This is a genomic window from Ezakiella coagulans (assembly GCF_003096635.1).
GTDB classification, from domain to species: domain Bacteria; phylum Bacillota; class Clostridia; order Tissierellales; family Peptoniphilaceae; genus Ezakiella; species Ezakiella coagulans.
This window is the reverse complement of record NZ_QEKV01000002.1, coordinates 119,942-146,403: the sequence shown is the minus strand read 5'-3', so window position 1 is coordinate 146,403 and position 26,462 is coordinate 119,942. Positions and strand designations below refer to the sequence as shown.

Below are 26,462 nucleotides of genomic sequence, written 5' to 3'. Positions count from 1 at the left end.
AAACAATTTTATATCAAAAATAAAAAATCTCTTCGAACTTTTTGTCGAGTGCTATGCTCAATATAAGTGCAAGTTTCGCCGTCGGATTGAACTGTCCCGTCTCGATTGAGCTGATAGTGTTTCTGGAGACCCCGACCATGTCCGCCAAGTTTTGCTGTGACAAATCTTTTTCTTTTCTTATTTCCTTTAAGCGGTTTTTTAAAACTAATTCATCTTTCATAAAAAACTACCTGCTAAGTTTTATAAAATGTGCCGCACACATTATGATTCCCAAAATCGTAAGCAAAATTCCGATGTATAGATGTTTCTTTTCTTTTAACCTGTGGTAATAGACAAAGCTCTGCGTCGCTAAAATCGCATAATATACTGTCCACACTGAAAAGTTGAACGAATTAAAGAAAAACCCTTCAACAACTATTATCAGTGCAACAACGCCCATCCCGACTTCCATCGAAAGCTTGCCCGCTTTCGACATTATGTCCAACATCATCTCGTCTTTGTTGTTCTTTTTATACTCTTCTCTGCTCTTTGCTAAAATTTCATCCTTGTCCAAAATTTTCTCCTTTCGTTTTATTTTGCCAAGTAAACTTGTTATTATCATTATAACATCGCCAAGTATACTTGTCAATAGTTTTATGTAAAAAAATTAAAGCGAGTTTTCACCCGCTTATAATTGTGTATTTAAATTTTTATAAATAGAATCATACTATGTTGTACGGAATGAACACTTCAAAAGTCGAACCTACGCCGAGTTTACTTTCAAGAATAACAGTTCCGCCCATAACCTCGACTCCGTGTTTTACAATTGAAAGCCCGATACCGCTTGCATCTGCGCTGTTTCTACTCTTGTCCGCAGTGTAAAATCTTTGGAAGATTTTTTCGCGGTCTAAATCGTCGATTCCGATGCCGTCGTCTTTGACGATAAACTTAAAGCCCTTGTCTCTCGCAACAAGTTTTACCCAAACCTTGCCGTCATCTTTTCCGTATTTTACGGCGTTGTCGACAAGATTGTAAACAGTTTCCTCAAGCACTTCCCTCACACCGGTGTATCTAACTTCGTCGAGTTCGGTTGTGATGGAGATGTTTTTGTTTTGTGCCTTTGAATTTATTGTATTCACGACATCGCTGATCAGCTCTTTCACGTTGATCTCTTCTTTTTTATTATTCTTTTGCTCCTCAACTTTCGAAAGACTCAAAATCTTTTCAACAAGTGTAAGCATTCTGTTGCCGCTTTTAAGAATCATATTTCCAACTTTCGGTACGTCCTCATTCTTCACCATATTATTTGTGAGCATTTCAGCATAACCGTTTATTGAAGTGAGCGGAGTTTTCAGTTCATGCGTTACATTCGATGTAAATTCTCGTCTTTCTCTTTCGAGAATACTTTCTTCAGTCACGTCTCTAATGACGATAATTCTGCCGACGAGATTGTCACTTACAAGAACCGGGTCGATTGTGATTAAAAGTTTTCTGTCGTCAATTTCGACTTCTATTTTTTCCTCACGCTTCGAATCCTTTTCTCCCAAAATTTCTATGAGTTTTTCATCCCTTATGAGATAAAATACGGACTTGTCCATGTAGCCTTCGTTCTTTTCCTTACCCAATAGGAAAATTGCCTTGCTGTTTATCATTTCAACGCGGTTCACATTGTCAATAAACAAAAATCCGTCCTGCATATTTCTAAAAATGATTTCAATAGTATCTCTGTATTCTTTGAGATCGTCGAGCCTTTCATTCAGCTCGTCCTGTTGATCTCGCACAATTCTCTTGATTGGATAGAGCTCCGGAAATTCCGAGTCGAGACTTTCTCCATGTGAGATTGCCGTAAATTGGTCTTTTAGATTTTCAACGAGTTTGTTTGAAACGTGGTTAATCGAGAAAAATGCGATTATAAGTCCGATGAAAAGAATAAATACAACCGGAATAATCGAGTCTTTAAACGATGAGAAAATATTTTTTTGCATTTCCGAAACTCTCAAAATATTTCCGTTCGAAAGTCTCGTTGCAAAATAGTAGAAATTTTCACCGAGAGTGTCCGATTTTCTTATATCGCTTCCCTTGCCAAGGTCTTTCGCTTCAACAATTTCTTTTCTCGTGCTGTGCGACTCCATTTTTGATGCCGCTTCGTCGGTGTCGTAGATAACATTGCCGTCGGTGTCCACAAGAGTGATTCTTATGCCGCGAAACGACTTCTTCGCCGCATCAAATTCCTTTTCATGCTCAGCATCTTCGAGATTCATATTTTTAAGAAAGTCTAAAATGTCCAAAAGCTTTCTTTCGTGAAAATCTTTGTAGCCGTCATAAAAATTTAGCGTCGTTGCAAGAGTTATTAAGATAACCATTAACAAAACCAATATTGAAAATCTCTTAAATAAACTCCTTTTCATTATTCCTCCAAAATATATCCGACATTTCGCACGGTTTTAATCATCACACCGCTCTTTCCGAGCTTTTGTCTCAGAAATGCTATGTGAACATCTACCGTTCTCGACTCGCCGAGGTAATCATATCCCCAAACTGCGTCCATAATTTTGTCGCGGGAAAGCACGATGCCCTTGTTTTGTGCAAGATAATATAATAACTCATACTCTTTAAACCCAAGTGACACGTCCTTGCCGTCAACATTCACGCGTCTTTTTTCAGGGATAATAGTCAAATCCTTGATTGTAATTTCATTCATCGAGTCAACGTCATTTCCACGTCTGATTCTCGCTCTAATTCTTGCCATGAGTTCAAGTACAGAAAACGGTTTTGTCACATAGTCGTCCGCCCCGAGATCGAGCCCTCTAACCTTGTCGATTTCTGCGGACTTCGCCGTAAGCATTATGACCGGAACTTCCTTGTACTTTCCTTCCCTCATCCACTTCAAAATCGAAATGCCGTCTTTGCCGGGAAGCATTATATCAAGCAAAACTAGCGACGGTGAATCTTCTTCGAGAGCCGCCTTGAACTCTTCAAAATCACGACATCCCTTCCCGCTGTATCCCTCATTTTTTAATGCATATAAAACCAATTCTCTGATGCTTTCATCATCTTCGACAATATAAATCATTGTTCATCATCCTTTTTTAGATATGGATGCGTGCCCGTGTGTTCATAAATCACCCATTCAGCAATGTTTTCAGCATGGTCGCCTATTCTTTCTACATATTTTCCAATCTGCATCAAGTCGAGTTGAACTTCCGGGTCGCTTCCTTGTTTAATCTTGTCGACAATTTTATGTCTAAGTTTTATAAACAAATCATCAACAACATCATCCATTATATCTATACCCTCAATTAAATCAATATTACCCGAAACAAATGCGTCCATTGAATTATTTAGCATTTTTTCTACAGTTTCAAACATTTCTTTTAAAAGAGGAAGTGGTGAATCAATTGATTCAAAATTTATATCTTCACAAATTTCCGCTATGTCTTCCGTTTGATCACCAATTCTTTCAAGGTCAGTAATCATCTTTAAAACCGATGTAACAACCCTAAAATCTCCGGCACGTGGAGATAGCGTCACAAGAATTCTTAATGCTCTGTCCTCTATTTCTTTTTCGAGATCGTCAGTCTTCTTATCGTTCATCGCAACTTGCTTTAAAAGCGTCAAATCTTTTTCTTTTAGACCCCTATATGTGTCTCTAATATTGTTTTCAACAAATGTTGCCATCTTGACAAGCTCATTTTTCAAATCAAATAATTCTTTTTCAATACTCATTCTAACCGAACCTCCCCGTAATATAATCTTCAGTTCTCTTATCCTTTGGACTCATAAAGAGTTCGGCTGTATCTCCAACTTCAACCATAACACCGTTTAAGAAAAACGCCGTTCTGTCCGTTACACGGCTCGCCTGTCCAATGTTATGTGTGACTATAACAATCGTGTACTTCTTTTTTAAATCCATGACAAGTTCCTCTATTTTTCCCGTACTTATCGGGTCGAGAGCGGATGTAGGTTCGTCCATAAGAATTACTTCCGGCTCAACCGCAAGTGCTCTTGCGATACAAAGTCTTTGTTGTTGGCCTCCCGAAAGTTCAAGTGCATTCTTTCTCAAATCGTCCTTGACTTCGTCCCAAAGATTCGCTTGTTTCAAAGACCTTTCTACTATTTCCTCGAGTTCCGCCTTTTTCTTCACACCGTGTGTCTTCGGTCCGTACATAATATTTTCGCTGATGCTCATTGAAAACGGAGTCGGAGCTTGGAAAACCATCCCGACTCTCTTTCTTAGTTCATTAACATCAAACTTTCTGTCGTAAATATTCTCGCCGTCCAATGTTATAAGCCCCTCAATTCTCGAACCCTCAACCAAATCATTCATCCTGTTTAAGCATTTCAGCGTCGAACTTTTTCCACAGCCTGAAGGACCGATAAAAGCAAGTGCCTGATTTTGTATTACATCAAGATTCAAATCTTTAACCGCAAGATAATCGCCGTAATAAAGATTCAAATCCTTTATAACCATTTTATTTACTTGACTATCTGTCATCATTATTTCCTCCGATTTTATTTGCCAAATATGTCGATAGAGCATTTAGCGAAAATATAATTATTAAAAGTACGACCGCCGTTGCATAGGCTTCGTTTGTGTATCTCGCTTCAGTTGAAAGCTTGTACATGTGAAGGGACAAAGTTATTCCCGGGTCCTTCAAACTCTTCGGAAGATTAGTTGAAGTTCCAAGAGTATATAAAAGCGCCGCAGTTTCTCCGATAACCCTTCCTATTGCAAGAATTACACCGGACAAAATTCCAGGCATTGCGACCGGAAGAATAACTCTAAAAATTGTTCTAAGTCTTCCCGCTCCCAGTGCAAAACTTCCGAGCCTATAAACCCCCGGTGTCGAAAGAAAAGCCTCTTCCGTCGACCTTACGATGAGCGGCAAAATCATAATGGAAACGGTTAGCGTTCCGGAAATAATACTCCACCCCATCTTTAGAGCGATTCCAAAAAACAGATATCCGAAAAGTCCGTAGACAATTGACGGAATTGCACTTAGTGTCTCGGTTACAATTCTTATGACCTTAACAAATTTCGAATCTCCCTTGCTGTATTCCGAAAGATAAATTCCCGTAAAAATCCCAATCGGTCCCGCAATTAAAATCGAAAGAACAACGACCACAATAGTCGAAATTATAGCCGGAAACATCGAAACGTTTTTCGAAGTGTAGTTCAGTGCAAAGAGTGACAATTTAAGATGCGGAACACCCTTGATGCAAATGAAAAGCACAATTCCCACAAGCACCGCCGTCGCAATGAACATCGATAGATATGCGAAAAATTTGTATAAAATCTCTTGCAGCTTTCTAGTATTTTTTGTTCTATTACTAACCCTCATTTTTACTGCTCCTACCTTTAAACATCAAGAACATACCGTTTATTATAAGAATGAAAATGAACAAGATACATGCTGTTGCAAAAAGCGCTTCCATGTGCTCTCCTGCCGCATATCCCATTTCAAGCACAACATTTGCCGTAAGTGTTCTGATTCCTTTTAAAATGTCCGTCGTAATTCGCGCTTGGTTACCGACAACAAGAATCGTTGCCATAGTTTCCCCGATAGCTCTTCCGATTCCGAGGATAACCGCCGCCAAAATACTGTTCTTTGCAGCTGGAAGAACGATCTTCATAACCGACCTTCCATGACTTGCACCGAGAGCTACACTTGCTTCGTAGTACTTGCGGTTCACAGCTTCGAGCCCCGCTTCTGAAATTGCTATAATCGTCGGCAAAATCATAATGCCCAAAAGAATACTTGCCGCCAAAATAGAAATTCCATGACCTCCTATATATTCTCTAATAAACGGAACTATAGTTTGGAGTGCAAAGAAACCGTATATAATCGACGGGATCCCCGCCATAAGATTTAACATCGGTGTCAAAAGTTTTTTCATCTTCGGACCTGCTTCGAACGCAAGAAAGAGTGCCGCGAAAATTCCAATCGGAACACCTATTAAACTTGCGAGAAATGTGACGACAAATGATGCATAAATCATCGGTAGAATTCCGTATGACGGAGGATTTGTCGCCGGCGACCACTTAGTTCCCAAGACAAAATCGAAACCGTGTCTTAAAATGAATGGAAGCCCCGTTTTAAAAATGAAGTAACATATTACTATAAAAGCTGCAATAGAGATGATTGATGCAGCCATAAAAACATATTTCATTAATTTTTCTTTAAGTTTGCCGTCCATCTCTATTGCTCCTTTCAAAGTTAACTATTTAACGTCGTTCCAGTCCTTTACTTCACCTACAAAAATTTTGTGAATATTGTCGAGTGAAATGTCTTCTGTTGCATTGTCGTTGTTTACAACAACTGCGATACCGTCCATTGCGATTGGCATTGCTTCAACCTTTTCAAGTTCTTCAGGCTTTAAATTACGGCTGCTCATACCGATTTCGGCAACGCCTTCGATTGCAGCTTGAATACCTGCTGATGAACCGTTTGATTGAATATCTGCTTCGAATCCAGGATTTAATTCCTTATACTTGTCGACCAACTTTTCCATAAGCGGAGTTACAGAAGTTGAACCTGCTATAGCAATTCTTCCTTCAATATTTGCCGGCTTATAGCTTTCCGTTGTTTCCATAGGAATGCAACCGTCTTCCTTAACAATTTCTTGACCGTCTTTACTCATAATAAATTTAATAAAATCTTTTGCTACATCGCTTAAATTTGCTTCGTGATAAGCAAGCATGAAAGGTCTTGCAATCTTATAATCGCCTTTTTTGATATTTTCCGGTGTTGCTTCAACTCCGTCAACCTTAACTGCCTTAACTTCATCGTTTAAAGAACCAAGACTGATATAACCGATTGCGAGTGCATCGCCGTTTACAGCAGTGATAACTCCTTCTGTTGAGTTAACGATTGTTGCTTCTTCATATGTGCTGTCAACTTCTTCACCCTTATCATTTTTTGATAAAATCTTTGTGATTTCTGTGAAAGCTCCTCTTGTTCCTGAACCTACTTCACGACTTACAACGTGGATTTCTCCACCTGCAGTTGTTTCTTCGGTTTTATCTTCGGTTTTATCTTCTGTCTTTTCTTCTGTTTTTGTCTCAGTAGTTTCTGTTGTTGTCTTTTCTGTTGTTTCCTTTTTTGTGTCATCCTTCTTGCAGCCTACTATTAATAAAAGTGCTGCTACTACAATTGCTAATGTTTTTAAGAATTTCATAAATATCCTTCTTCCTTTTCCTAAAATATTGCTTAGGTTTCCCTTGCAACTATATAATAACCATCAATTGTAAAATGGAGAGTTTAATATTGTAAAAACTATGTAAAATGAATTGTAAAATACAAAATTCATATTCTATTACCGCTAAAAATGTGATTTATATCATAATAATGTTAAAATAACATAAATTGTAAAATAATTTGACTATTGCTATGCTAAACTGTTATAATTTATATGGAGGTGCTTTATGAAAATAAATATTGGAAAGCAAAATGGCGAGATCATTAAATTTGTTGCAAAGGAAAGTGAAATCAAATGCGACAATCTAAAATACCTTGTCGACAACAACTTTTTTAATAGAGAAAACGGAGAGACATTCTTAAATCTTAAATGTGAAAATCCGGTACTTCTTACAGGACTTGGAAAGCCTGATGACATCACAATCGACACTCTTAAAGTCGCAGGTCTCAACGCCGGAAAAGAAGCAAACAGACTAAAACTAGAAAAAGTTACAGTTTGTGTGCCTGAACTAAAAAATTTCACAAGAAAAGAAACTGCTCTTGCAATAATCGAAGGGCTTCTAAATTCAACCTACAATTACGACAACTACAAAAAAACAAAATGCGAAATAAATCTTAAAGAAATAACCGCATGCGAAGACTGCACAGGCGATTTAAATAACGACGACATCGAAGAACTTATGGCAAAATGGAGCGGAATAGTTTTTGCAAGAAATCTTGTAAATACACCTGCAAACGATTTATATCCTGAAACACTTGCAAACGAAGCCATGAAACTTAAAGAACTCGGCGTCGACGTAAAAGTTTTTGGAAAAGAAGAAATAGAAAAAATCGGAATGAAAGCATACCTTTCAGTCGCAAGAGGATCCAATAGAGAACCGAAACTCATAGTAATGGAATACATGAAAGGCGAAGGCGCACCAATCTCATTCGTCGGAAAAGGCCTCACCTACGACTCTGGCGGATACTCATTGAAGCCAAACGACGGCATGAAAACAATGAAGAGCGACATGGGCGGCTCAGCTGCAGTTATCGGTGCAATTAAAGCGATTGCCGAAGCAAAACTTAAAGTTAACGTCGTCGGCGTTGTAGCAGCTTGCGAAAACATGCTTGACGGCGGTGCATATAAACCTGGCGACATCATCGGCTCACTTCGTGGCCTCTCAATCGAAGTCGACAACACAGACGCCGAAGGAAGACTCACTCTCGCCGACGCAGTCACCTACTCCGAAATGAACTACTCACCGAAACTCATGGTTGAACTCGCAACCCTCACCGGTGCATGCATTGTAGCAATGGGCGCACACAGATCGGGAGTGCTTGGAAATGATGCAGAATCAATTGAACACGTACTCAAATGTGCAAAACTCGAAAACGAAAGAGCATGGTCGCTTCCATATGGAAAAGACTACCAAGATCTCAACAAATCTGACATCGCTGACATTAAAAATAGCGGCGGTAGATGGGGCGGTGCATCGAGCGCAGGAGAATTTGTCGGAGCATTCATTGAAAATACAAAATGGGTCCACGTCGACATCGCAGGTCCTGCATTCAACTCGGCACCATTTATGGAACAACCGAAGGGTGGCACCGGCCACATGGTCAAAACCCTCTATAGAATTGCAAAAGAAAATAAATAATAAAAATAGAGCCTTTGATAGGCTCTTTTTTTTGTGGGGTGGTGTATAGATGTTTGTGTATATACATAATTTATTTCATTATCATTCACAGAATTATTATATTTTTATAATTGTCTATGTATGTGTACGCGTTGTAGCGTGACGGTTCTGCGAATCCTCACGCCATATATCAAGCGTATATCATTTACAAACCCAACAACAACGTTGTGTCAATAAAATATAAAACCAAAATCATTTAATAGTTTACAATTTTATTTTCGCTCTGTGTGTTTTCAAAAATTTTCCCACCCATTCTCCATTTTTGCGGCGTAGCGCCTGACATACGTAACAACGTTAGGAGTAACGATGTCCCGGCGCCATATTTGACATTTGATTTTTGGAGAAACCAAACAATAACGATGAGTGAAGAGAATATCCAACCAAAAGCTCATATAATTTATAAACATATCTTCGCTCTGTACGTCTCCCAAACAGTAGCGTCGGGTCGCTTCCCGACGCCCATTTTTGTGTCGGTAAAATATATGAAAATAATAACAACGTTGTGTCAAGAAAATATAAAACTTAAATCCCTTAATAATTTTTGAATTCATACATCATTGTGCGTTTACTCCATGCGTCGGAACGTAGTCCGACGCTACAAACAACGTAATCTCATACAAAAATAAATCATTTACAGTAATTTATTTTCACACGGAGATAGTTTCGGTGTACAAAAAAAGAACCGGAGACACCGGTTCATTTATTTTCACCTAAATTTGCTTAACTTTATGCAAATACACAACACAATTTGCGAGGAATTTTCGATGAGAAACGGTTAGATCGAGTGTTTTCAAACCAATTCTACATCCGTAAACACTTTTATTTGCGAGGATATTTTGATGAGATGCGCCGTAAACTCAATTTTTGATTGCGCCGATGTTTGGGAGGCGTTTATCATTTTCTATAGTAAATAAACACCGTTATTTGCGAGGAATTTTCGATGAGAAACGCTTAGCATGAAATATTTTAGGAGTGAGACGTACGTACAGGTACGTCGCAGCGACTAAAATATTGAATCAAGCGTTTATCGCGAAAATAACCGCAAATAGTCCCCCTTACTTCTTAATTGTGTTTCTGTAGTAATAGTCCACAAACTTTATCTCCCTATCCAACTCCTCATCCATCTCATCTGTTGCAGAATACTCGCTGCAAACTTTTACAAATGAATTTGTATAGACCGGAACGGTTTCCATCATTTCTTTTTTAAATTGCAAGACGTCGTCGCCCGGGAATGAAAGTTCCTTAAATAGATATGGTGCGAGGTTCATTGCGGAAATATCCGGTCCTTCTCCAACGAAGTCATTTCCAAGAATTTCCTTTGCAGAACCGTTAGCCCAAATTATATACGGCGTTTCATATTTTCTTAGGAAACTTTCGATATTATCCGAATCCATGTCTATGCCGAGCGATTTAAATCCTTCATCGTTCGGACCGAGAGCCGGATTGTGGTCGCCGAAAAATACAAGAACTGTCGGAGCACTTTCATTTTTAAAATGCTTAGTCATATCGTACATAAATTTTGAAGTTTTCTCAACACCTCTAAGATAGTTGTTCGTGGTGTAGTAATATTTTTCTTCGACATTATAAACATTGTCATAGTAGTATTTGTGCGGTTCATAAAAATAATACGGACCGTGATTTTGCATTGTAACCGTGAATCCGAAATATGGCTTTCCAGATTTTTTGTTGTCTTCAAAACCTTTTATTATATAGTCTTTCAAGATTTCATCCGGAAGTATCTCACCTTTTTTCACAACACCTTCGAACATATTTTCATCGCACCAAAAGTTGTCAAAGCCGACATTTTTATTTGTTTCCGCACGATTGTAGAACTTTCCGGTGTTAGGATGAAATGCCTCAGCATAGTATCCGTTTTCCTTCAAATATCTTACGATCGAGTTTTGCGGATTTTCATATCTCGGTGGTTTATACATGCTCGAAATAAACGAACGCTCCGTATTAATCGTGCCGCCTCCGAAAATGTTCACGACGAGATTTCCGTGAATGCTCTCATTTTTCACGAGATTATAGTATTCATAAGGATTTTCCTTGAAATTCACTCCTTCAAATCTCGAAAGGTCGTTGAAACTTTCTAGCATAACTGCGATTATATTAACACGTTTATCCTTTGGAATCGGCGCACCCTTATAATCTTTTAAAATCTCGTGGACCGCTTTTTTCGAATAATCTTTCGGTGCCGTTTCAAACATATTTTTTATTGAATATGTGAACGGATAAATCATGCCCTTTGACTTTACAATCTCACTTTCAAGCCATTTGTTATAGCCCTCAATCGATGTAGAATCATAATTTTCTTTACTGAAAATCGCTTGTGACATTATGAAACCGAGAAATAAATTGAGTGTAACTAGATGCAAAAACATATTTCTAGTAAACACTTTTTTCATGTCCTTATCCAAATATAGTAGCACAAAAAACACTGCAAGTACAATTACTGCAGCACTTCCAAGCCAATCCGGTGTCTGTATTTTAAAATTTGCCTCAACCATATCCCTTGCTTCACCTGCAAGAAAGATGTCAGCAAATCTGAACGGTTCATCTCTATAGACCAGCTTTGTCGTATTCGTAATTCCGATTGCAAACACTGCTATAGTCGTAATCAAAAAGCTTGCACTCAGCTTTCCCGTGACCGAGAAAAGCACGAGCATAGTGATTAAAATCGGCAGAAAATTCAAAACAAATAGTTTTGTGTTTTCCAAAAACGGCTTTATGTCATTGAAATCATAGTCCACGTCTACAAAGAAAAACGAAACGCCCGCCAATAGAAATGACAATATTAAAATTAGCAAAAATGAAGTTGTCAAATTTTTAAATTTCGATTTCATAATAACCTCTTTCAGATGAATTATAACATAAATTTTACATGTATTCAATGAAATTATGTTAATTAAAATATCTCTTGGAATTACGTTATGTTTATGTAATTTTGAAAATTTATGAATCGAGTTACAACAAAAATAAAAAGACACGCGAGAACACGTGTCAATGTTTAAATATTTCTCTAACAACAGCTCAAAAGTATCGAAATCGCCTTTTCCATCTTTTCGTCATCAAGTGCCGCAAATCCAAGTGAAAGATATGTTCCGGTCGGTTTACTGCCTCGAAGATATCGACTTAACGGAAATACAAGCACTCCTTTTTCTTGTGCAGCCTTCACGATTTCCATATCGCTCTTATATGTTTTAATCTCAACCAATATATTTGTACCGACAGGTTCAGCAATTATTTTCTTAACTTTTCCTGACGCTTCAAGGAGTTCAATCATCTTCTCGCGTCTGCCTTTGTATAGCTTTATCATTTTGTTGACGTGACGAATATAGTGTTTATCTATAAATTCGGTCAAAAACTTTTGCCAAATCGAAGGAATCGGACACGCCATAAACGGCAATGTCTCATTGTATTTTTCCATAAGTTCTTCCGGAAGAATCATATAGCTACATCTAATTGACGGTGCGATAGACTTTGAAAAACTCCCGATATAAATGGTTCTTTCCGCTCCCGACATGGTGTAAATTCTATCACTTCTGACCGGAGCATAGCGGAATTCACTGTCATAGTCGTCTTCAATAATGTAGTTATTCTTTGAAGATCTCATCCAATTTATTATTGCCTCTTTTTCTGTCGAACTCATTGTTCTTCCTATTGGAAATTGGTGCATAGAGGTCGTGCAAAGGACATTTGCATTTGAATTTATAAGTGTATTTATGCCGTTTTTAACATTTTTCGAATCGATGTCAATGTACGGAAACTTTCTTGCATTTAAAAGTGTCGGCACGATGTCATATCCCGGATTTTCAATTGCAAAAATTGAATCATTCGGAAGAAGTTCGAGAATTATTTGATATAAATATTCCATCCCGGAACTCAAAATTATGTTTTTCGGTGCAACTTTTATATCCTTTATTCGATTTAATATATATGCAATTGATTCGCGAAGCTCGAGCAATCCTTGTGGTTCGGTCGGGCTAAAAAGTGTTCTGTAGTCACTGTTTAAAACTTCAGTCATCAGCCTTTTTACAATTGCTATTGGGAATTGATCGTATGAAACAGCATTTGGCGAAAGATCATATTCAAAATCATCGCTTCTTTGGAACTCTCGTTTATGCAAATTTGTAACCTGAATCTTTGGGTACAAATTATCCGTCACATAAAATCCACTTTTCTTCTTCGCATGAATAAGCCCGTCATACTCCAAAAGTTCCATCGACTTTAAAACAGTGTTCTTGCTGACCCCGTATTTCTTTGTAAATCCAATTATCGAAGGCAGTTTTTCACCCTCTTTATAAAAGCCACTTTTTATATCTTCTTCGATTTTTTTATATACACTTTCATATAGTTTCATAAGTATATCCTCCGATTTCATTATAGCACATTTTATATTTTATATCCATATTTATTTTTAAAATTGTGTCTTCAATGGTAATAGATTTGATGTTATAATCTATTTAAAACTTATTGGAGGTTATTATGGAATTAAAAAAATTACTTGAAAGTTTAAAAGGCGGTGTCATCATGGATGTCACAAACCCTGAACAAGCAAAAATTGCAGAAAATGCCGGAGCAGTGGCAGTTATGGCACTTGAAAGAATCCCTGCAGACATAAGAGCTGCGGGCGGTGTTTCAAGAATGAGCGACCCGAAGATGATAAAAGAAATTATGGACACCGTAAAAATTCCGGTTATGGCTAAGGTTAGAATCGGACACTTTGTCGAAGCACAAATTCTTGAAGAACTTGGAATAGATTTCATTGACGAGTCAGAAGTTTTAAGCCCTGCTGACGATGTCTACCACGTTGACAAAACCAAATTTAAAACCCCATTTGTGTGTGGAGCAAGAAATCTCGGCGAAGCTCTAAGGCGTATCGAAGAAGGTGCGATGATGATTCGTACAAAAGGCGAAGCCGGAACCGGCGACGTTGTTCAAGCGGTCAGCCACATGAGAGCAATCATGTCCGATATCAGAAAAGTACACAACATGAGAGAAGACGAGCTTTTCAACTTTGCAAAGGAAATAGGTGTTTCGTATGAACTTGTAAAATATGTAAATGAAAACGGCAAGCTTCCTGTTTTAAACTTCAGTGCAGGCGGAGTCGCAACTCCTGCTGATGCTGCACTCATGAGACAGCTCGGAGCGGAAGGCGTGTTCGTCGGCTCCGGTATTTTTAAATCGAGTGACCCGGAAGTACGTGCAAAGAGAATAGTTATGGCTGTTGAAAACTTTGACAATCCGAAAAAAGTGCTTGAAGCACAAACCGGACTTGGAGAAGCGATGGTTGGATTAAACGAAGACGAAATCGACGTTATTATGGCTATGAGATAAAAAATAAGAGCCGGCACACTAGAATGCTTGGCTCATTTTTTTTACTGTTTTTAAATTCGGAATTCCTATGCCCTTCGGAGCATCGAGTTTCTTAATCTTGCCGTTCTCAACTTCTACCTTCACCTCATAGTCGACAGTACCTTCATTTACTCCTGTGTATTTCACAGAATATTTCACTACATATTGTGAATCTTCCTTGTCGATTGAATTTATCGTGACTTCAGCTTTGTTGTATCCCGCCTTTGCGTATTCATCGCTCGGAATTTGTCCCTTGTTTATAAGATTTGTAAGCAAATCGGAATCAAAATATTTGTCGAGATCCGAAATATATTTTTGGAATTTATTTTCTCCCGACTTCTTTTGTGTTATAAAGTCATGAGAATTTGAAAAAAACAAATTGTAATCGCCCTTTGCTTCATAAAAAAGTTCCACCTGATCATAAAGACGGGTAATTGTCTTTTTAATCAACTCTTTATTTGGCTCATCGGCATCTTTCGATGTCTCTGTCGATTTATTTTCCACGTTTCGGCACCCGGCAAAAGAGATTATTAATATTGCCGCAAGCATAATAGCCATAATCTTTTTCATTTAAGATAACTCCCTTCGTTAGAACTATTATATACCATTTTTTGAGTTTTTGTTCAACAAAAAAGTTAAAAAACTCCTTTTTAAAAAATATTTTTGAACGCTCATCAACTTTCATCAACTTTTTACATAAATAAATCCCCGGACTTCTTTCGAACGCCCGGGGACTTTAAAATTCAATTTATTAATAAGCAGCCGGAATGAAAAGATCTTTAAAGAATGGGTTCACCTCTGCGTCCTTCGCATTATCACCGAAAAATGTCTTTTCAATTTTTTCGCTCATTTCCTCATCAGTAAGTCTCGTCGGACTCAAGAACTCATAATAGTTCATTATAGCGCCGCTTCCGATTTTGTACTCACCGTTAAATCTATAAATCGTGTAGATTGTCGAGAATCTGCCGGAGCCCACTTCGAGCTTGTGGCCCACAGGAATGCCAACGGAATTTTTACCGACGTCTTGAATGTCAGCAACATTCGTCATGTTTCTCTCAGATGCCGGAACGCTAAATTCTTCTTCCGGTGCCTTGTCGAATGCGATGAAAATATTTTCCATTTCGCCCGCAATTGTCGCCATTCTTTCGTTTTCTTCGTCGGTTATATTTTCATCATTCAGTTCTTTCTTGCTGACCTCTATGAAGAACTGAAGCATGTCTTTGTACGACTTTAATACCTCTTTTCTGCTCTCATCCAACAAATTGTATTTGTCTGAATTTTCGAGCGTAAAATCCGTAATCCAAATCAAACGATTGTAGAGGTCAATGTTCGGCTCGACATAGTTATAGGTCTTTCTTTCGTCAAATCCACCCATTTCCGCACCGAATTGCTTTGCATAGAGAATCGTGTCGTGTTTCAGTTGTGCCCACGATGCAAGCGACGAATTCAAATCTTTAATCTTCCACAAATCGCTTTGCATAAAGAAAGGATAACCGTCCTTGTAGTCTTGGTTATTTGCACGTAGCATCCAGAGCCATGCACGGTAAATGTTCGATTTTTCTTTGTCGCCCATATTTGATGCGGCAGCCTTTGTCTCTTCAAACTTGTCCAAAAAGTCCGGCCACAAAAGGTTCTTTTCATCGGTTGTAACTCTTTTTTCCGCAGTTTCATTTCCCATAACAGCCATCACATCGAGTCCCGATGCGAGCGGTCTTCTGCTGTCCGGAGTGTTTTCCAAAAGATTTTGGAGCCACACATTGTCGATGACCGCCCTTTGCGGTAAAAATCCGAATGTCACACCGTCCTGCGGTTTAATTGACGGACCTTCCATAGCTTGAATTTCCTTTGAAACTCCTTCTATCACATCGTCTTTTAACATCTCGTTCAAATCGAACGACGATGCATGCTTCGAAATCATTTCATAAAGCCCTATCGGTGTCAAATCTTCGCTGTTTTCAACCAAAAAAGATATAGGATTATATATTTGAAGCCACAAATCATAACTCTTCTTGTCCTTCAAAACTCCGTCAGTCATGACTATTGTCGATTTCAAATTTTCCTTGTTCACCGCTCCCGTGTTATCTCGAACGACAAACTTGTTTTGGGAATAAAGCATATTCGCCTTGAAATATGTCTTCAGCTCTTCCGACTTAGTGTAATTTCCGCGCGGTTTAAATTGAGAGTAGTCAACTTCGTTTCCGGTAATATTGGAAACCGCAGCAGCTTCTCCCTCAATATTTTGCAGTTCTTTTGATGCGAGTTCCTTCACTTCCGCCGGAGCATCAATCCCCGCTCCGTCGTTTAAAATCTTCAGTCCCGTATAAAAGAGAGCTGCATTTTTCAATGCATACGGCTTTGTTTCTTCGCTTCCTTCATTGTAATTTTTAAGACTGTTTTCATACATCCTTATTGAAAGATTTGTAAGCTTGTCACGAAGCGTTCCGGTTTCAAGCTCTTCCATCATTCCGAGATAAATCACGTGAAAAAGATGCATTGCCGAATCGGTCGTGATAAACGAATTCGAATAAGTGTATTGATTTTGATCATAAATTGCAAACGGTTGCTCATAAAGTCCGTATATCACGCCGAATCCATTTTCTTTTAATGAATTTTTCATGCGCTCATTTTTTAAAAGCCACTTTATGTCATCGTCGTTGCTTGTTTCAAGGCTCTTAAAAAACTCCGAAAAGTCATACGGCTTTGAAGTTACAGTGTATTCCGCATCCTTAAACTCCGGATAAATCGGAGCCGCGTCTTCCTTATTCATAATAAAACTTAAAAGATCCGCAATCTTTTCCTTTTCTTTTTGTTCATCTTTTTGTTCATCCTTATCGACCTCGGACACAATCTCCTTGTCGTCGGGCGTCTTTGTATCGCCGTCTTTTACGCCCGTTTTGCATGCTGTGAGCGTGAGCATAAACGCCGTCAAAAGTAATAACTTCTTCCTCATTTTAAATAAACCTCCTTATTTTTCAGTCCTACATTAAATGTGCCTTTCTCCGTTTCAACCGACAAATTTTCCCCGTCCTCAAGAAAGTGAGAAATTTCAAACGAAAACTTGCCGAAATAAACTCTCTCAATTTTTAAATCATATTCCTTGTACGCGCTTATATATGATTCGCCCTTATACTTTTCAATCGCCACAACCTCGTCATAACCGTCGCCATCGATGTCATAAAGCGTGAAATCCGAAATCGGATAAGTGAGCCTCGACGCGCGAAACTTCGGCTGTAGCTCCAAATCTTTCACCGTATAAATAAAAACGCGATTCGTCATAATTCTGTGGTGCGGTGCAATATTGTAAACCCCGAAAATAACATCCTCGTTGTTCTCATCGTTCACTCGCCCCGTCTTCCACTTCCAAATATTTAAAGTGTACTTGTCCTTAAAAACATGTGTCTTAACATTCTCGTCGTCGCTCAAAGTGACCTCGTTGTAAAACTTCTGAAATCGTCTCTTTCGAAGAGTGAGTGTGACCGGCTTTCCGTCGTCGTCAACCACATCAAAAGAAACCGACTCCTTTGAAAAAATAAATAAAGCAATTAACAAAACAATTGTCACCACGAGAAATTTTTTCCACATAAAAAGCACCCACTTTACTATATTATACCACACATAAAGGGATTCTGTAAACTTTTTATAAATAAAAACGACTTTGTTCGTTATACATATTTCTATAGTGTTCGCACTTTTCCATCAAGTCTTCGTGTGTTCCGTTTGCGATAATCTCACCGTCTTTAAATACTATAACCTTGTCCACAAACTTTGTAATGCCAAGTCTGTGAGTAACAATTATAGACGTTATATTTTTTGATATTTCCAAAAATTTTTTTAAAATCGCACTTTCCTCCATCGGATCAAGCGCTGAGGTCGGCTCGTCCATAATGATTAACTTTTTATCCTCATATAACGCCCGCGCAATATCAAGTCTTTCTCTTTCTCCACCCGAAAGTTCAATTCCGTCAAATTCTTTCCCTATTCTTGTGTTTAATATTTCATCTTTGCATAACTTTGAAAGTCCAACGAATCTAAGTTTTTCAAAGACTTTTTCAGAATCGAAATGCTCTTTCGATGAAATATGTTCTCCGACAGTCAGGTTTGTTTCTGTTCTGATTTGCGGAACAATCGTATAATCATCAAAAGAAATTCCCGAAAAGTTCATATTTGAATTCCCAACAACTATTTCACCATCCGATTTATAAATCCCGCTTATGACCTTTGTAAATGTCGTTTTCCCGGAACCGTTGTAACCGACAATTGCAACCGACTCTCCTTCTTTGATTTCAGCATTTATATTTTTTATTCCGTTTTCCGAATTCGGATAAATAAATGAAACATCTTCCATTTTTACATTCCCGAACTCAACGTTGAAATTCCTCTTTTCTTCTTCCGTGTTCATAAAATTTATAAAATCATTTGCAAACATCAAGTTTTTCGGCATATTGCCGATCGAGGTAATCATTTCCTTTGTGCTTGACTGCATATTTCTAAAAGCAATAAGCGCCGCTCCCATCATCCCGATGGCAATGTCGCGACTGAATGCAAGTTTTATAGTTAATATTACCGCAACTGAATAAGAAATCACGCTCAATATATCACAAAACAAAAGTGACTTTGCATCCTTTAATCTCTCATTATAATATTTGTCGCCCACATCCGCAAAAATATTTTCATATCTGTTCACAAAAAAATCCGAACTGTCGTTTAGCTTTATCTCTCTGTTGATTTTTGCATCTGTAAATATACTATATAAATAATTTAGTTTTCTTTCGTTATATATCTCTATATTCTTTAACTTATAAAATGCCTTTCCTCTAATTATTCTAGTCACAAAATACGGAACAACTGTCAGAAGTGCAAGATATACCAAATATCTGCTGTATGAAAGAAGCGTTAAAAGAATTAAAACAACTTCTACAACCTCTCCCGAAATTCTCGCCATCAAATGTACACATGTGCTCATCCTTTCATCGTCAACCGCATTTGAAGCCCTTTCCAAATTTGACAAAAATTCCCTGTCCTCAAATTTTATCATCTCGATTTCAGTAAGCTTGTGTGCGACTTCATATTTAAATTTGTTGTCGGACTTTTCGTATAAAAATCCGTTCATGAAAACAGCATAAAAATACTCCATCACCCTTTCAGTGAAAATTAAAGCCAAAAGATAAATTCCATATTTTATTACTGAATTAATATCTTCGCATCGAACGATATATTGATATCCCGACTCAATAATATTCATCGTAAAATTGAGTTTCAGTGCAACCAAAACTCCTGAAACAATGTGATATAGAAATACATATGCAGTTCCGAAAGGGGTAATTTTGGATATCTTTTTTAATACTTCAAACATTTTAATTCTCCTTGTACCAACCCGACTGTTCGTCATACATCTGTTTATAAATTCCGCCCCTGTTCATAAGTTCGTCGTGACTTCCGCGCTCTATAATTCTTCCTTCATTAAGCACAATTATATCGTCCGCCAGTTTCGAAAGAACCAATCTGTGAGTGATAATTATTGCACCGCGACTCTTTAAAACCTTCAAAATATTGTCATACATCTTAGCTTCAACCATCGGGTCCATCGAGGCTGTCGGCTCGTCAAATATAAGAAAATCCGATTTCTTTTGAATAGCCCTTGCAAGTGCAAGCTTTTGGTTCTCTCCTCCCGAAAGATACACTCCGTCTTCTTCAAGCTTTCCTATATTTGTGTCTTCGCTGTACTTATCAAGCTCCAAAAGTCTCAAATCTTCAGCTATATCTCCGGCTTTGCCGAAAAGAATATTGTCGCGTAAACTGATTTCATAATTTTTAAAATCTTGAAAAACTATCGAAAGTTCATTTGAAATATCCTCATTTGACATCGAATATGGATTCATATTTGAAATTCTCACAGAACCCTCTGTCGGCTCGTATAGACCTGCCACCAATTTTATTATAGTGCTTTTCCCTGCTCCGTTCTCTCCGACAATTGCAGTCACTTTATCCTTGTTTATTTTAAAACTCAAATCGTGAAGAACTGTCTTTTGAGTCCCCGGATATTTAAAACTCACGTGCGAAAACTCTATCTCATCCCCATATTTAGAACTCTTTTCAACCTTTCTTTCATCGTAACTCAAAATATAAAACAATGTATTCGCGATATATCCATTGTTCGAAACATTTGAAGCCTCATAAACAAAATCCTCAGCCATATCCAAAGTACTGGATGCAGATGTTACAATCGCCGTAAGGTCGCCTGCACCAATCGCTTTTGCAAGGAGCTTCGAAACTATAAATAAAATCACAAGCCCCATCCAAACAATATTAACAACAGAACTTAAAAGAAGATAATTTTGACTCTTCAAAGTCGTGTCGAGCCTTTCCTTAAAAACCGCAGACGAATACTTTTCAAACCTGTTTAAAAATAAATTTTTCATCTTAAACACTTTGATTTCGTATAAAGCATCCTTATTTTTCAAAATATCTATTACATTTTCCATCTCGCGTTCATTTCTTGAGGTGTTTTCAAACATCTTATTCATCTTGTTAACTGCCATAAAAGTAAATAAAATATCAAAAATGGCAGCAATCAAATAAGATATTCCAAGAATTCCGGAAATATTAAAAAACACAAACGCAATACCGACAACCTTAATAACTGTCGACAAAATTAAAATAGAAGAATTGAAGAGCTCTATAAGTGCAAGATGCGGTCTGTCCTTGATTTGATTTAACTTATCTTGAAACTCCGACTTTTCTATTTCATCAACCGAAATTAAAGAAAGCTTGTTCATAAGCGATTTGTTTAAATTTAATTCGAGCCTTTGCTCAAGCTTTATGTCCAAAATATTTCTAAAAAACTTCGACAACTCTTTCCACGCAAACAATAAAACCAAAAATATAACCGGTTTTACATCTGCACCGCCGCTTACAAACCCTACAATCGAATCGACCGAAAGCTTTGTTGCATAAATAATAAGCGGATCTGTAAGTGCACTTATTATACTTTCTAATATAATCAGAGCATAAATTGCTCCTGCATTTCTTCGCACCAAGCGATATGTATTAAAAATAGCTTTCACGCTTGCCCCCCCTAAAGCTTTAATATAATATAAAATACCTTTAACTAAATTATACTACTTGCAATAAAAAAAGCAACCCTTTTGATTGCTTTTACATCTACAAATTCAAAATTAAATCGTCGATAAGTTTCACCGCAACTCTGCTTGCTCTCTCAAAATTTTCATAAAAACCTTGACCTTCCGTCTCGAGAGTGTCGCTCACCGCCTTAATCATAAGGCATTCCACCCCGAAAAGATAACTGCAGAGTGCAATCGATGCGCCTTCCATATCGACAATGTCGCAGTTCCACTCCTTATAAAGCTTCTCTCTGTCGGCGCGTCTGTCGACAAACTTGTCGCCCGATGCAAGATTTACCTTCTCGAGATCCGGGTCGAGCTTAACCGCCAAATCCACAAGTCTCTTAGAAACCGGAATCATCGTCGAATCAAACATCGAATACCTGCCCTTTTCGATTACATCGACTTCGCTCACGTCCCAATCATAGTGCACAACATTTTGCACAACTGCAAGCTCCTCAACCTCTTGCTCGCGTAGCGCTCCAACCACGCCGTAATTTAAAATAATCTCGCAGTGATAAACCTCAACAAGAACCGTCATCGCAATCGAAGCCCTAATCTGCCCCGCATTCGATGCAGCAACATAAACATCCTTGCCGTGAATATGATACTTAAAAACCTCCAAATACCCGTGCTTGAACTTCTCAATCGGCTCACCGTATATATTGTAAAAAGCGTCAAATTCAACCGCCACTAAAATCCCGATATTCATATATCTCATCCCTCCAATTACTTAAATTATACATGGTTTGGGTGAGAATTTCAAATATGAGAGGTGGGGGTGGGGGTGTGTTTTTTTTATAATCGTTTGTTCCTGTGTGTGCCACGATTTTTTACGTACGTTGTTATAACAACATACAGTCAAAGATGAATGTATAATAGAATAGAATATATAAATTTCGTTGTTATAACAACATACAGCTAAAGATGTATATTTAAAATATATAATCAAAAATAGCACACGCCATTTTATCCACGATGATATATTCATACAATTGTATCATTTCGCAATCGCTGCTTGTAATATCATACATTTTAAAAAATTTCTCGCAAAAACTACCGCAAACATCTACTCCAATTTGCGAGAAATTTTGATGACATGCGCCGTAAACTCAATTTTTGATTGCGCAGGTGTTTGCAACATCATACAATTTATAATCACAAAAAAGAACCGGTGTTTGCCGGTTCATATATGCACACCAATTTGCGAGGAATTTTCGATGAGAAACGCTTAGATGAAATATTTTAGGAGTGAGGCGTATTGATAAATACGTCTGAGCGACTAAAACACAATATCATCCGTTTATCGCATATTCAAACCAATTCCACATACATAAACACCGTAATTTGCGATGATATTTTGATGAGAAACGGTTAGATAGAGTGTTTTAGGAGTGAGGCGTACTGACAAGTACGTCGCAGCGACTAAAACACGAAATCAACCGTTTATCGCAAAATAGACCGCAAATTAAATATTCCTACTTGTACCATTTAGACTGTTCATTGACCATTCCGTAGTACTCTCCCTTTAATCTCATAAGTTCTTCATGTGTCCCTCTCTCACTCACTTCCCCGTTGTTCATGACAATGATTTCGTCGGCGATACGAGCGGAGCCGATTCTGTGGGTGATCAAGAGCGAGATTTTTCCGGCTGAGATTTCGCGAAGTTTGTTGTAGAGTGCCGATTCTTCGAGAGGGTCGATTGCAGCGGTCGGTTCGTCGAAGGCGATGATGTCGCGGTCGCGATATACTCCGCGGGCAATTGCGACTCTTTGCCATTGTCCACCGGAGAGGTCCGTTCCGTTAAATTCACGCGAAAGCACGGTGTTGCCGCCATTCGGAAATATCGGAAGATTCGAGTTCAGTCCCGCTTTTTCAAGAGCCAATCCGAAGTCATCATTTTTATTCAAGTCCGAAATTTCAATATTTTCATCGAGTTGCATTTTGTATCTGTAGAAGTCCTGAAAGATTGCGGAAGTTTTTTCGCGAAGGTTCGGATTTTCGATTTCCCCGCCCTTTTCGTCAAAGTATTTCACTTCGCCTTCGGAGGTGTCGAAAAGTCCGAGCACAAGTTTTAGAAGTGTACTTTTTCCGCTTCCGTTTTCCCCGACAACTGCAATGAGTTTGTCTTTTTCGAGGTCGAGGTCCACATCTTTCACAGCATATCTTTCAGAGTTCGGATATTTAAACGAAAGATTTCTGATTTTTACACTTTCAATCGGCGTCATATCCGTTCCGTTATCGGCTTCTTCTTCACGCATCATGTTGACGTAGAAATCTATTCCGCCATATCTTTCGGCGAGCGGTGCAATTGAATTTTGCAGAAGTTCCTCCATTATGCCGAACATAAATTCCATAGAGGTAATTGTCGCTGCAAGAAAGCCTGCATTAGTGTCGCCCATGAGCGTTGCTCTTAAAATGAGATAGATAACGCTCGAATATGCGGCGGCGGTTATTATTTTCAGTGTAAATTCAATCCAAAATGTCTTTCTGTTTGCTCTTTTTTGAACTTTTTTCACTTCGTCCCATCCGGTTTTATATTTGTTGTGGAGGAAGTTGTAAAATCCGCCCATGCGCATTTCCTTCGCTGCCGAGCCGATGATGTAGCTTCTATATTCATCGCGCACACGTGTAATTTTCGTTTCTTCATTTTTCAGTTTCACAACAATCTTCATCTTAAAAATGTAACCGATTAAAGCCGGCAAAAAGAGTATTGGAAATATGAGTGCAAGCGATGCATTTTTCGAGGACATATACCATATCATGATTATAAAATACGGCAAATATCCCGACACAACCATCGCAGCAAGCCCCGTGAAAAGCATTGCATCCGGTCCTCCGGCACGCGCTCTCGATAGTTTCAAAAGATTTTCCGGGTCCTCAAAATAAATCGGTTTTAATTTCTTCACTTTTGACATTATTCCGTTTTCAGCAGTTTTTCCGGCGAGTGATATAAATTTATTTATCGAGTAATTTACAACGGCGTTAATAACTTGTCCGAAAATCAAGAGCGACACGAAAAGCACAGCGCCGAGTATTGCTGTCGAGAGCATTCCGCCGTTTATATATTCATTGATCGTTTGAAAGAAATATGCCTGGATAATCACGTTCAGTCCAAGAAGTGTCGATTGGATGAGCGAGGACACGACCATCAAAATGAATTCGCCCCTATTTTGTTTGACCGCCGGTTTTATCGCAAACGGCATCAAATCGTGTATTGTTTTGAAAAATTTCGAGATTGATTTCATGAATACCACTCCTTTTGTGAATTGTACATTTCATAATAGTCACCTTTAAGCGCCATCATTTCGTCATGTGTGCCGTGCTCAAAAACTTTTCCCGCTTTGAACAGGAATATTTCATCGCTCAAAGATGTCGAGCCGAGTCTGTGCGAGATGAAAATAACGGTTCTGCCCTTTGTCAGTTTTCCCATTTTTTCATAGAGTTTCGACTCTGTTTTAGGGTCCATCGCCGCTGTCGGTTCGTCCAAAATCACAACCGGCGAATCCGACACAATCGCACGCGCGAGAGCAATTCTTTGGCGTTGACCGCCCGAAAGGTCGAGTCCTCTGTCGTCGAGCTTTCCGATTTCCGTCTCGATTCCCTCCGGCATTTTATTGACCATTTCTCTCAAATCGAGGTCGTCAATCACTTCCTCCACTTTTGCCTCTCTGTCCGCATAACCCATTGCGATATTGTTTTTTATAGTCGTTCCGAAAATTACATAGTCCTGAAATATTGCGGAGAAAATCGAACGGCGAACGTTTAAAGGCATCGTCCTTGCATCTACTCCGTTTATTAAAATCGTGCCTTCATATTGGTCATAAAGACCGAGCATGAGTTTTATGACGGTCGACTTTCCACTTCCGTTTTCGCCGACAAGAGAGTAGTGGCGACCCTTTTCGATTTTAAAAGTCATTGATTTAAGTATTTCTCTGTCCGTTCCCGGATATGTGAAGCGCACATCTTTAAATTCGAGCGATTCGAATTCCGGAACTTTTTCCGGTCTTATGAGCCCAGACTCTTCTTCGTCGAAATCCATGAATGTGAAGAAGTCTTTGAAGAAAAGGCTTGTACTTGTAAATGCGTCCATTGCATTCGGAATTGTCCATCCGACTTGGTTTATAAGTGTGCTTACAAGTGCGATGACCGAGGTGTAAATACCGAAAGTCAATGTGCCCGCTTTTACAGGTTTAAGAAGTACGAGTGCCACAACGAGCACGATGAGCGAGAAAATCGACGAGAAAGTCTTGCTTCGTTTGAACCATTTTTTCATAACTTTAAACTTTGCGTTCGTGACTTCGCGATAAGTTTTGTAGTCGATTTCGTTGTAGTGGTCCGAATAGTCGAAGAGATATCTCTCTTTTGCCGAATCTTTTCCAAGCAGAACTTCGTCAAGCATTTCGACATATCTATATTTTTCATTGAGTGCTTTGTCTTCTTCGTATGTTTCCTTTGCGCCCTTCTTTGCGAGCCAGATGAGCGGATAGATTACAACAATCACTACCGGCACAACCCACCAAACATAAACCGTGATTGTTATGAGTGCGGAGATTGCCGAGATTGAAACTATGCCCAAATGATTCATCGCTTGAAGCGCGGTTTTAAATTGATCCAATGTTTTCTTTTCGACCTGTTTTATTAAGTCGAGCGACGCTTTGTCTTCGAGGCGCCAATATGCGAGTCTTGAATGTTTTTCAACAATCATTTCGTTCAAATTGCCGTCGAGATTTACCATAACAACCGACATGAGCCATTCGATTATAGGTTTCGAAACGAAATTGAAAGTTGCAAGAGCGCAAAGAATTATCGCCTTGTCGATCACCGCTGATATTTCTCCAGCTCCTTTAACAGCGCTTATCGCTGCGTCGACTACATATCCGGTTACAATTGCAATTGCAGTCGGTGCCAAGCCGGAAAGTGCTATCATCAGGAGATAACATACAAGAGCGACGGGTGCGGCTTTAAAAATTTCTTTGTATGCGCGCCTTATCGCTTTGTCCCCTAGTTTTTTGCCATTTTGTTCCATAATTTTTCCCTTTCTTGCGAGTAAATTTTAAGTAGTTTGCGACGAAATTAAGTACTGTTTCCCGTCAATGTGAGTTTAATTCGAATATATTCAAAGT

General features: G+C 38.5%; 21 protein-coding genes. 2 read left to right on the top strand and 19 right to left on the bottom strand.

The features are described from left to right. Nucleotides 1-13: 13 nt before the first annotated feature. From C7381_RS02115 to C7381_RS02075, 9 genes are all read right to left on the bottom strand, one after another. A complete protein-coding gene (locus C7381_RS02115; protein WP_116479704.1) occupies nucleotides 14-220 on the bottom strand; it encodes a helix-turn-helix transcriptional regulator in 207 nt (68 codons plus the stop codon). Between the two features lie 6 nt (nucleotides 221-226). Continuing rightward, nucleotides 227-628, bottom strand: a complete 402-nt coding sequence (locus tag C7381_RS02110; protein WP_245893685.1) for a DUF6442 family protein — start codon at nucleotides 626-628, stop codon at nucleotides 227-229. A 73-nt stretch (nucleotides 629-701) separates the two neighbouring features. Then, on the bottom strand, nucleotides 702-2,387 hold the full coding sequence (locus C7381_RS02105) for a sensor histidine kinase (protein ID WP_116479703.1): 1,686 nt from the start codon (nucleotides 2,385-2,387) through the stop codon (nucleotides 702-704). Further along, entirely contained in the window at nucleotides 2,387-3,052 is a 666-nt protein-coding gene (locus tag C7381_RS02100) for a response regulator (RefSeq protein WP_116479702.1), read from the bottom strand. Before C7381_RS02100 ends, C7381_RS02105 begins: the two co-directional genes overlap by 1 nt. Next, entirely contained in the window at nucleotides 3,049-3,705 is a 657-nt protein-coding gene (gene phoU / locus C7381_RS02095) for a phosphate signaling complex protein PhoU (protein ID WP_034544746.1), read from the bottom strand. The genes C7381_RS02100 and phoU overlap by 4 nt, the downstream gene beginning before the upstream one ends. 1 nt (nucleotide 3,706) lies before the next feature. Further along, nucleotides 3,707-4,477, bottom strand: coding sequence for a phosphate ABC transporter ATP-binding protein PstB (gene pstB, locus C7381_RS02090; RefSeq protein ID WP_281261748.1), 771 nt, complete (start codon nucleotides 4,475-4,477; stop codon nucleotides 3,707-3,709). Beyond that, nucleotides 4,464-5,321 carry a phosphate ABC transporter permease PstA gene (gene pstA / locus C7381_RS02085; RefSeq protein WP_116479701.1) on the bottom strand — a complete coding sequence of 286 codons (858 nt, stop codon included), beginning with the start codon at nucleotides 5,319-5,321 and terminating at the stop codon, nucleotides 4,464-4,466. Before pstA ends, pstB begins: the two co-directional genes overlap by 14 nt. Beyond that, complete coding sequence (pstC, locus tag C7381_RS02080; protein WP_116479700.1) at nucleotides 5,311-6,177, bottom strand: phosphate ABC transporter permease subunit PstC; 867 nt, start codon at nucleotides 6,175-6,177, stop codon at nucleotides 5,311-5,313. Before pstC ends, pstA begins: the two co-directional genes overlap by 11 nt. Nucleotides 6,178-6,201: 24 nt before the next feature. Further along, nucleotides 6,202-7,158 carry a substrate-binding domain-containing protein gene (locus tag C7381_RS02075; protein ID WP_116479699.1) on the bottom strand — a complete coding sequence of 319 codons (957 nt, stop codon included), beginning with the start codon at nucleotides 7,156-7,158 and terminating at the stop codon, nucleotides 6,202-6,204. A gap of 247 nt (nucleotides 7,159-7,405) precedes the next feature. Between C7381_RS02075 and C7381_RS02070 the strand changes: the two genes are divergently transcribed. Next, a complete protein-coding gene (locus tag C7381_RS02070) occupies nucleotides 7,406-8,818 on the top strand; it encodes a leucyl aminopeptidase (protein ID WP_116479698.1) in 1,413 nt (470 codons plus the stop codon). A 1,094-nt stretch (nucleotides 8,819-9,912) separates the two neighbouring features. On the opposite strand, the gene C7381_RS02065 is transcribed toward C7381_RS02070, so the two are convergent. Beyond that, entirely contained in the window at nucleotides 9,913-11,703 is a 1,791-nt protein-coding gene (locus C7381_RS02065; RefSeq protein ID WP_116479697.1) for an LTA synthase family protein, read from the bottom strand. A gap of 176 nt (nucleotides 11,704-11,879) precedes the next feature. Continuing rightward, a complete protein-coding gene (gene pdxR / locus C7381_RS02060; protein WP_165803557.1) occupies nucleotides 11,880-13,220 on the bottom strand; it encodes a MocR-like pyridoxine biosynthesis transcription factor PdxR in 1,341 nt (446 codons plus the stop codon). Nucleotides 13,221-13,345: 125 nt separating this feature from the next. Here pdxR and pdxS point away from each other — a divergent pair, with 125 nt between their 5' ends. After that, nucleotides 13,346-14,197: a pyridoxal 5'-phosphate synthase lyase subunit PdxS gene (pdxS, locus tag C7381_RS02055; RefSeq protein WP_116479695.1), complete on the top strand. Its 852-nt coding sequence runs from the start codon at nucleotides 13,346-13,348 to the stop codon at nucleotides 14,195-14,197. A gap of 18 nt (nucleotides 14,198-14,215) precedes the next feature. On the opposite strand, the gene C7381_RS02050 is transcribed toward pdxS, so the two are convergent. From C7381_RS02050 to C7381_RS02015, 8 genes are all read right to left on the bottom strand, one after another. Continuing rightward, the gene (locus C7381_RS02050; protein WP_116479694.1) at nucleotides 14,216-14,785 is read right to left on the bottom strand and encodes a hypothetical protein; all 570 of its coding nucleotides are present in this window, start codon (nucleotides 14,783-14,785) and stop codon (nucleotides 14,216-14,218) included. Between the two features lie 181 nt (nucleotides 14,786-14,966). Further along, nucleotides 14,967-17,165 carry a DUF3160 domain-containing protein gene (locus C7381_RS02045; RefSeq protein ID WP_116479693.1) on the bottom strand — a complete coding sequence of 733 codons (2,199 nt, stop codon included), beginning with the start codon at nucleotides 17,163-17,165 and terminating at the stop codon, nucleotides 14,967-14,969. Beyond that, complete coding sequence (locus tag C7381_RS02040; RefSeq protein ID WP_116479692.1) at nucleotides 17,162-17,797, bottom strand: hypothetical protein; 636 nt, start codon at nucleotides 17,795-17,797, stop codon at nucleotides 17,162-17,164. Before C7381_RS02040 ends, C7381_RS02045 begins: the two co-directional genes overlap by 4 nt. A 55-nt stretch (nucleotides 17,798-17,852) precedes the next feature. Continuing rightward, on the bottom strand, nucleotides 17,853-19,568 hold the full coding sequence (locus C7381_RS02035; RefSeq protein ID WP_165803556.1) for an ATP-binding cassette domain-containing protein: 1,716 nt from the start codon (nucleotides 19,566-19,568) through the stop codon (nucleotides 17,853-17,855). 1 nt (nucleotide 19,569) lies between these two features. Then, a complete protein-coding gene (locus tag C7381_RS02030) occupies nucleotides 19,570-21,279 on the bottom strand; it encodes an ABC transporter ATP-binding protein (protein WP_116479690.1) in 1,710 nt (569 codons plus the stop codon). Between the two features lie 97 nt (nucleotides 21,280-21,376). After that, nucleotides 21,377-22,057, bottom strand: a complete 681-nt coding sequence (locus tag C7381_RS02025; protein WP_116479689.1) for a 5'-methylthioadenosine/S-adenosylhomocysteine nucleosidase — start codon at nucleotides 22,055-22,057, stop codon at nucleotides 21,377-21,379. Nucleotides 22,058-22,814: 757 nt separating this feature from the next. Further along, nucleotides 22,815-24,584: an ABC transporter ATP-binding protein gene (locus tag C7381_RS02020; protein WP_116479688.1), complete on the bottom strand. Its 1,770-nt coding sequence runs from the start codon at nucleotides 24,582-24,584 to the stop codon at nucleotides 22,815-22,817. Then, the gene (locus C7381_RS02015) at nucleotides 24,581-26,365 is read right to left on the bottom strand and encodes an ABC transporter ATP-binding protein (RefSeq protein ID WP_116479687.1); all 1,785 of its coding nucleotides are present in this window, start codon (nucleotides 26,363-26,365) and stop codon (nucleotides 24,581-24,583) included. Before C7381_RS02015 ends, C7381_RS02020 begins: the two co-directional genes overlap by 4 nt. Between the last annotated feature and the right edge of the window lie 97 nt (nucleotides 26,366-26,462).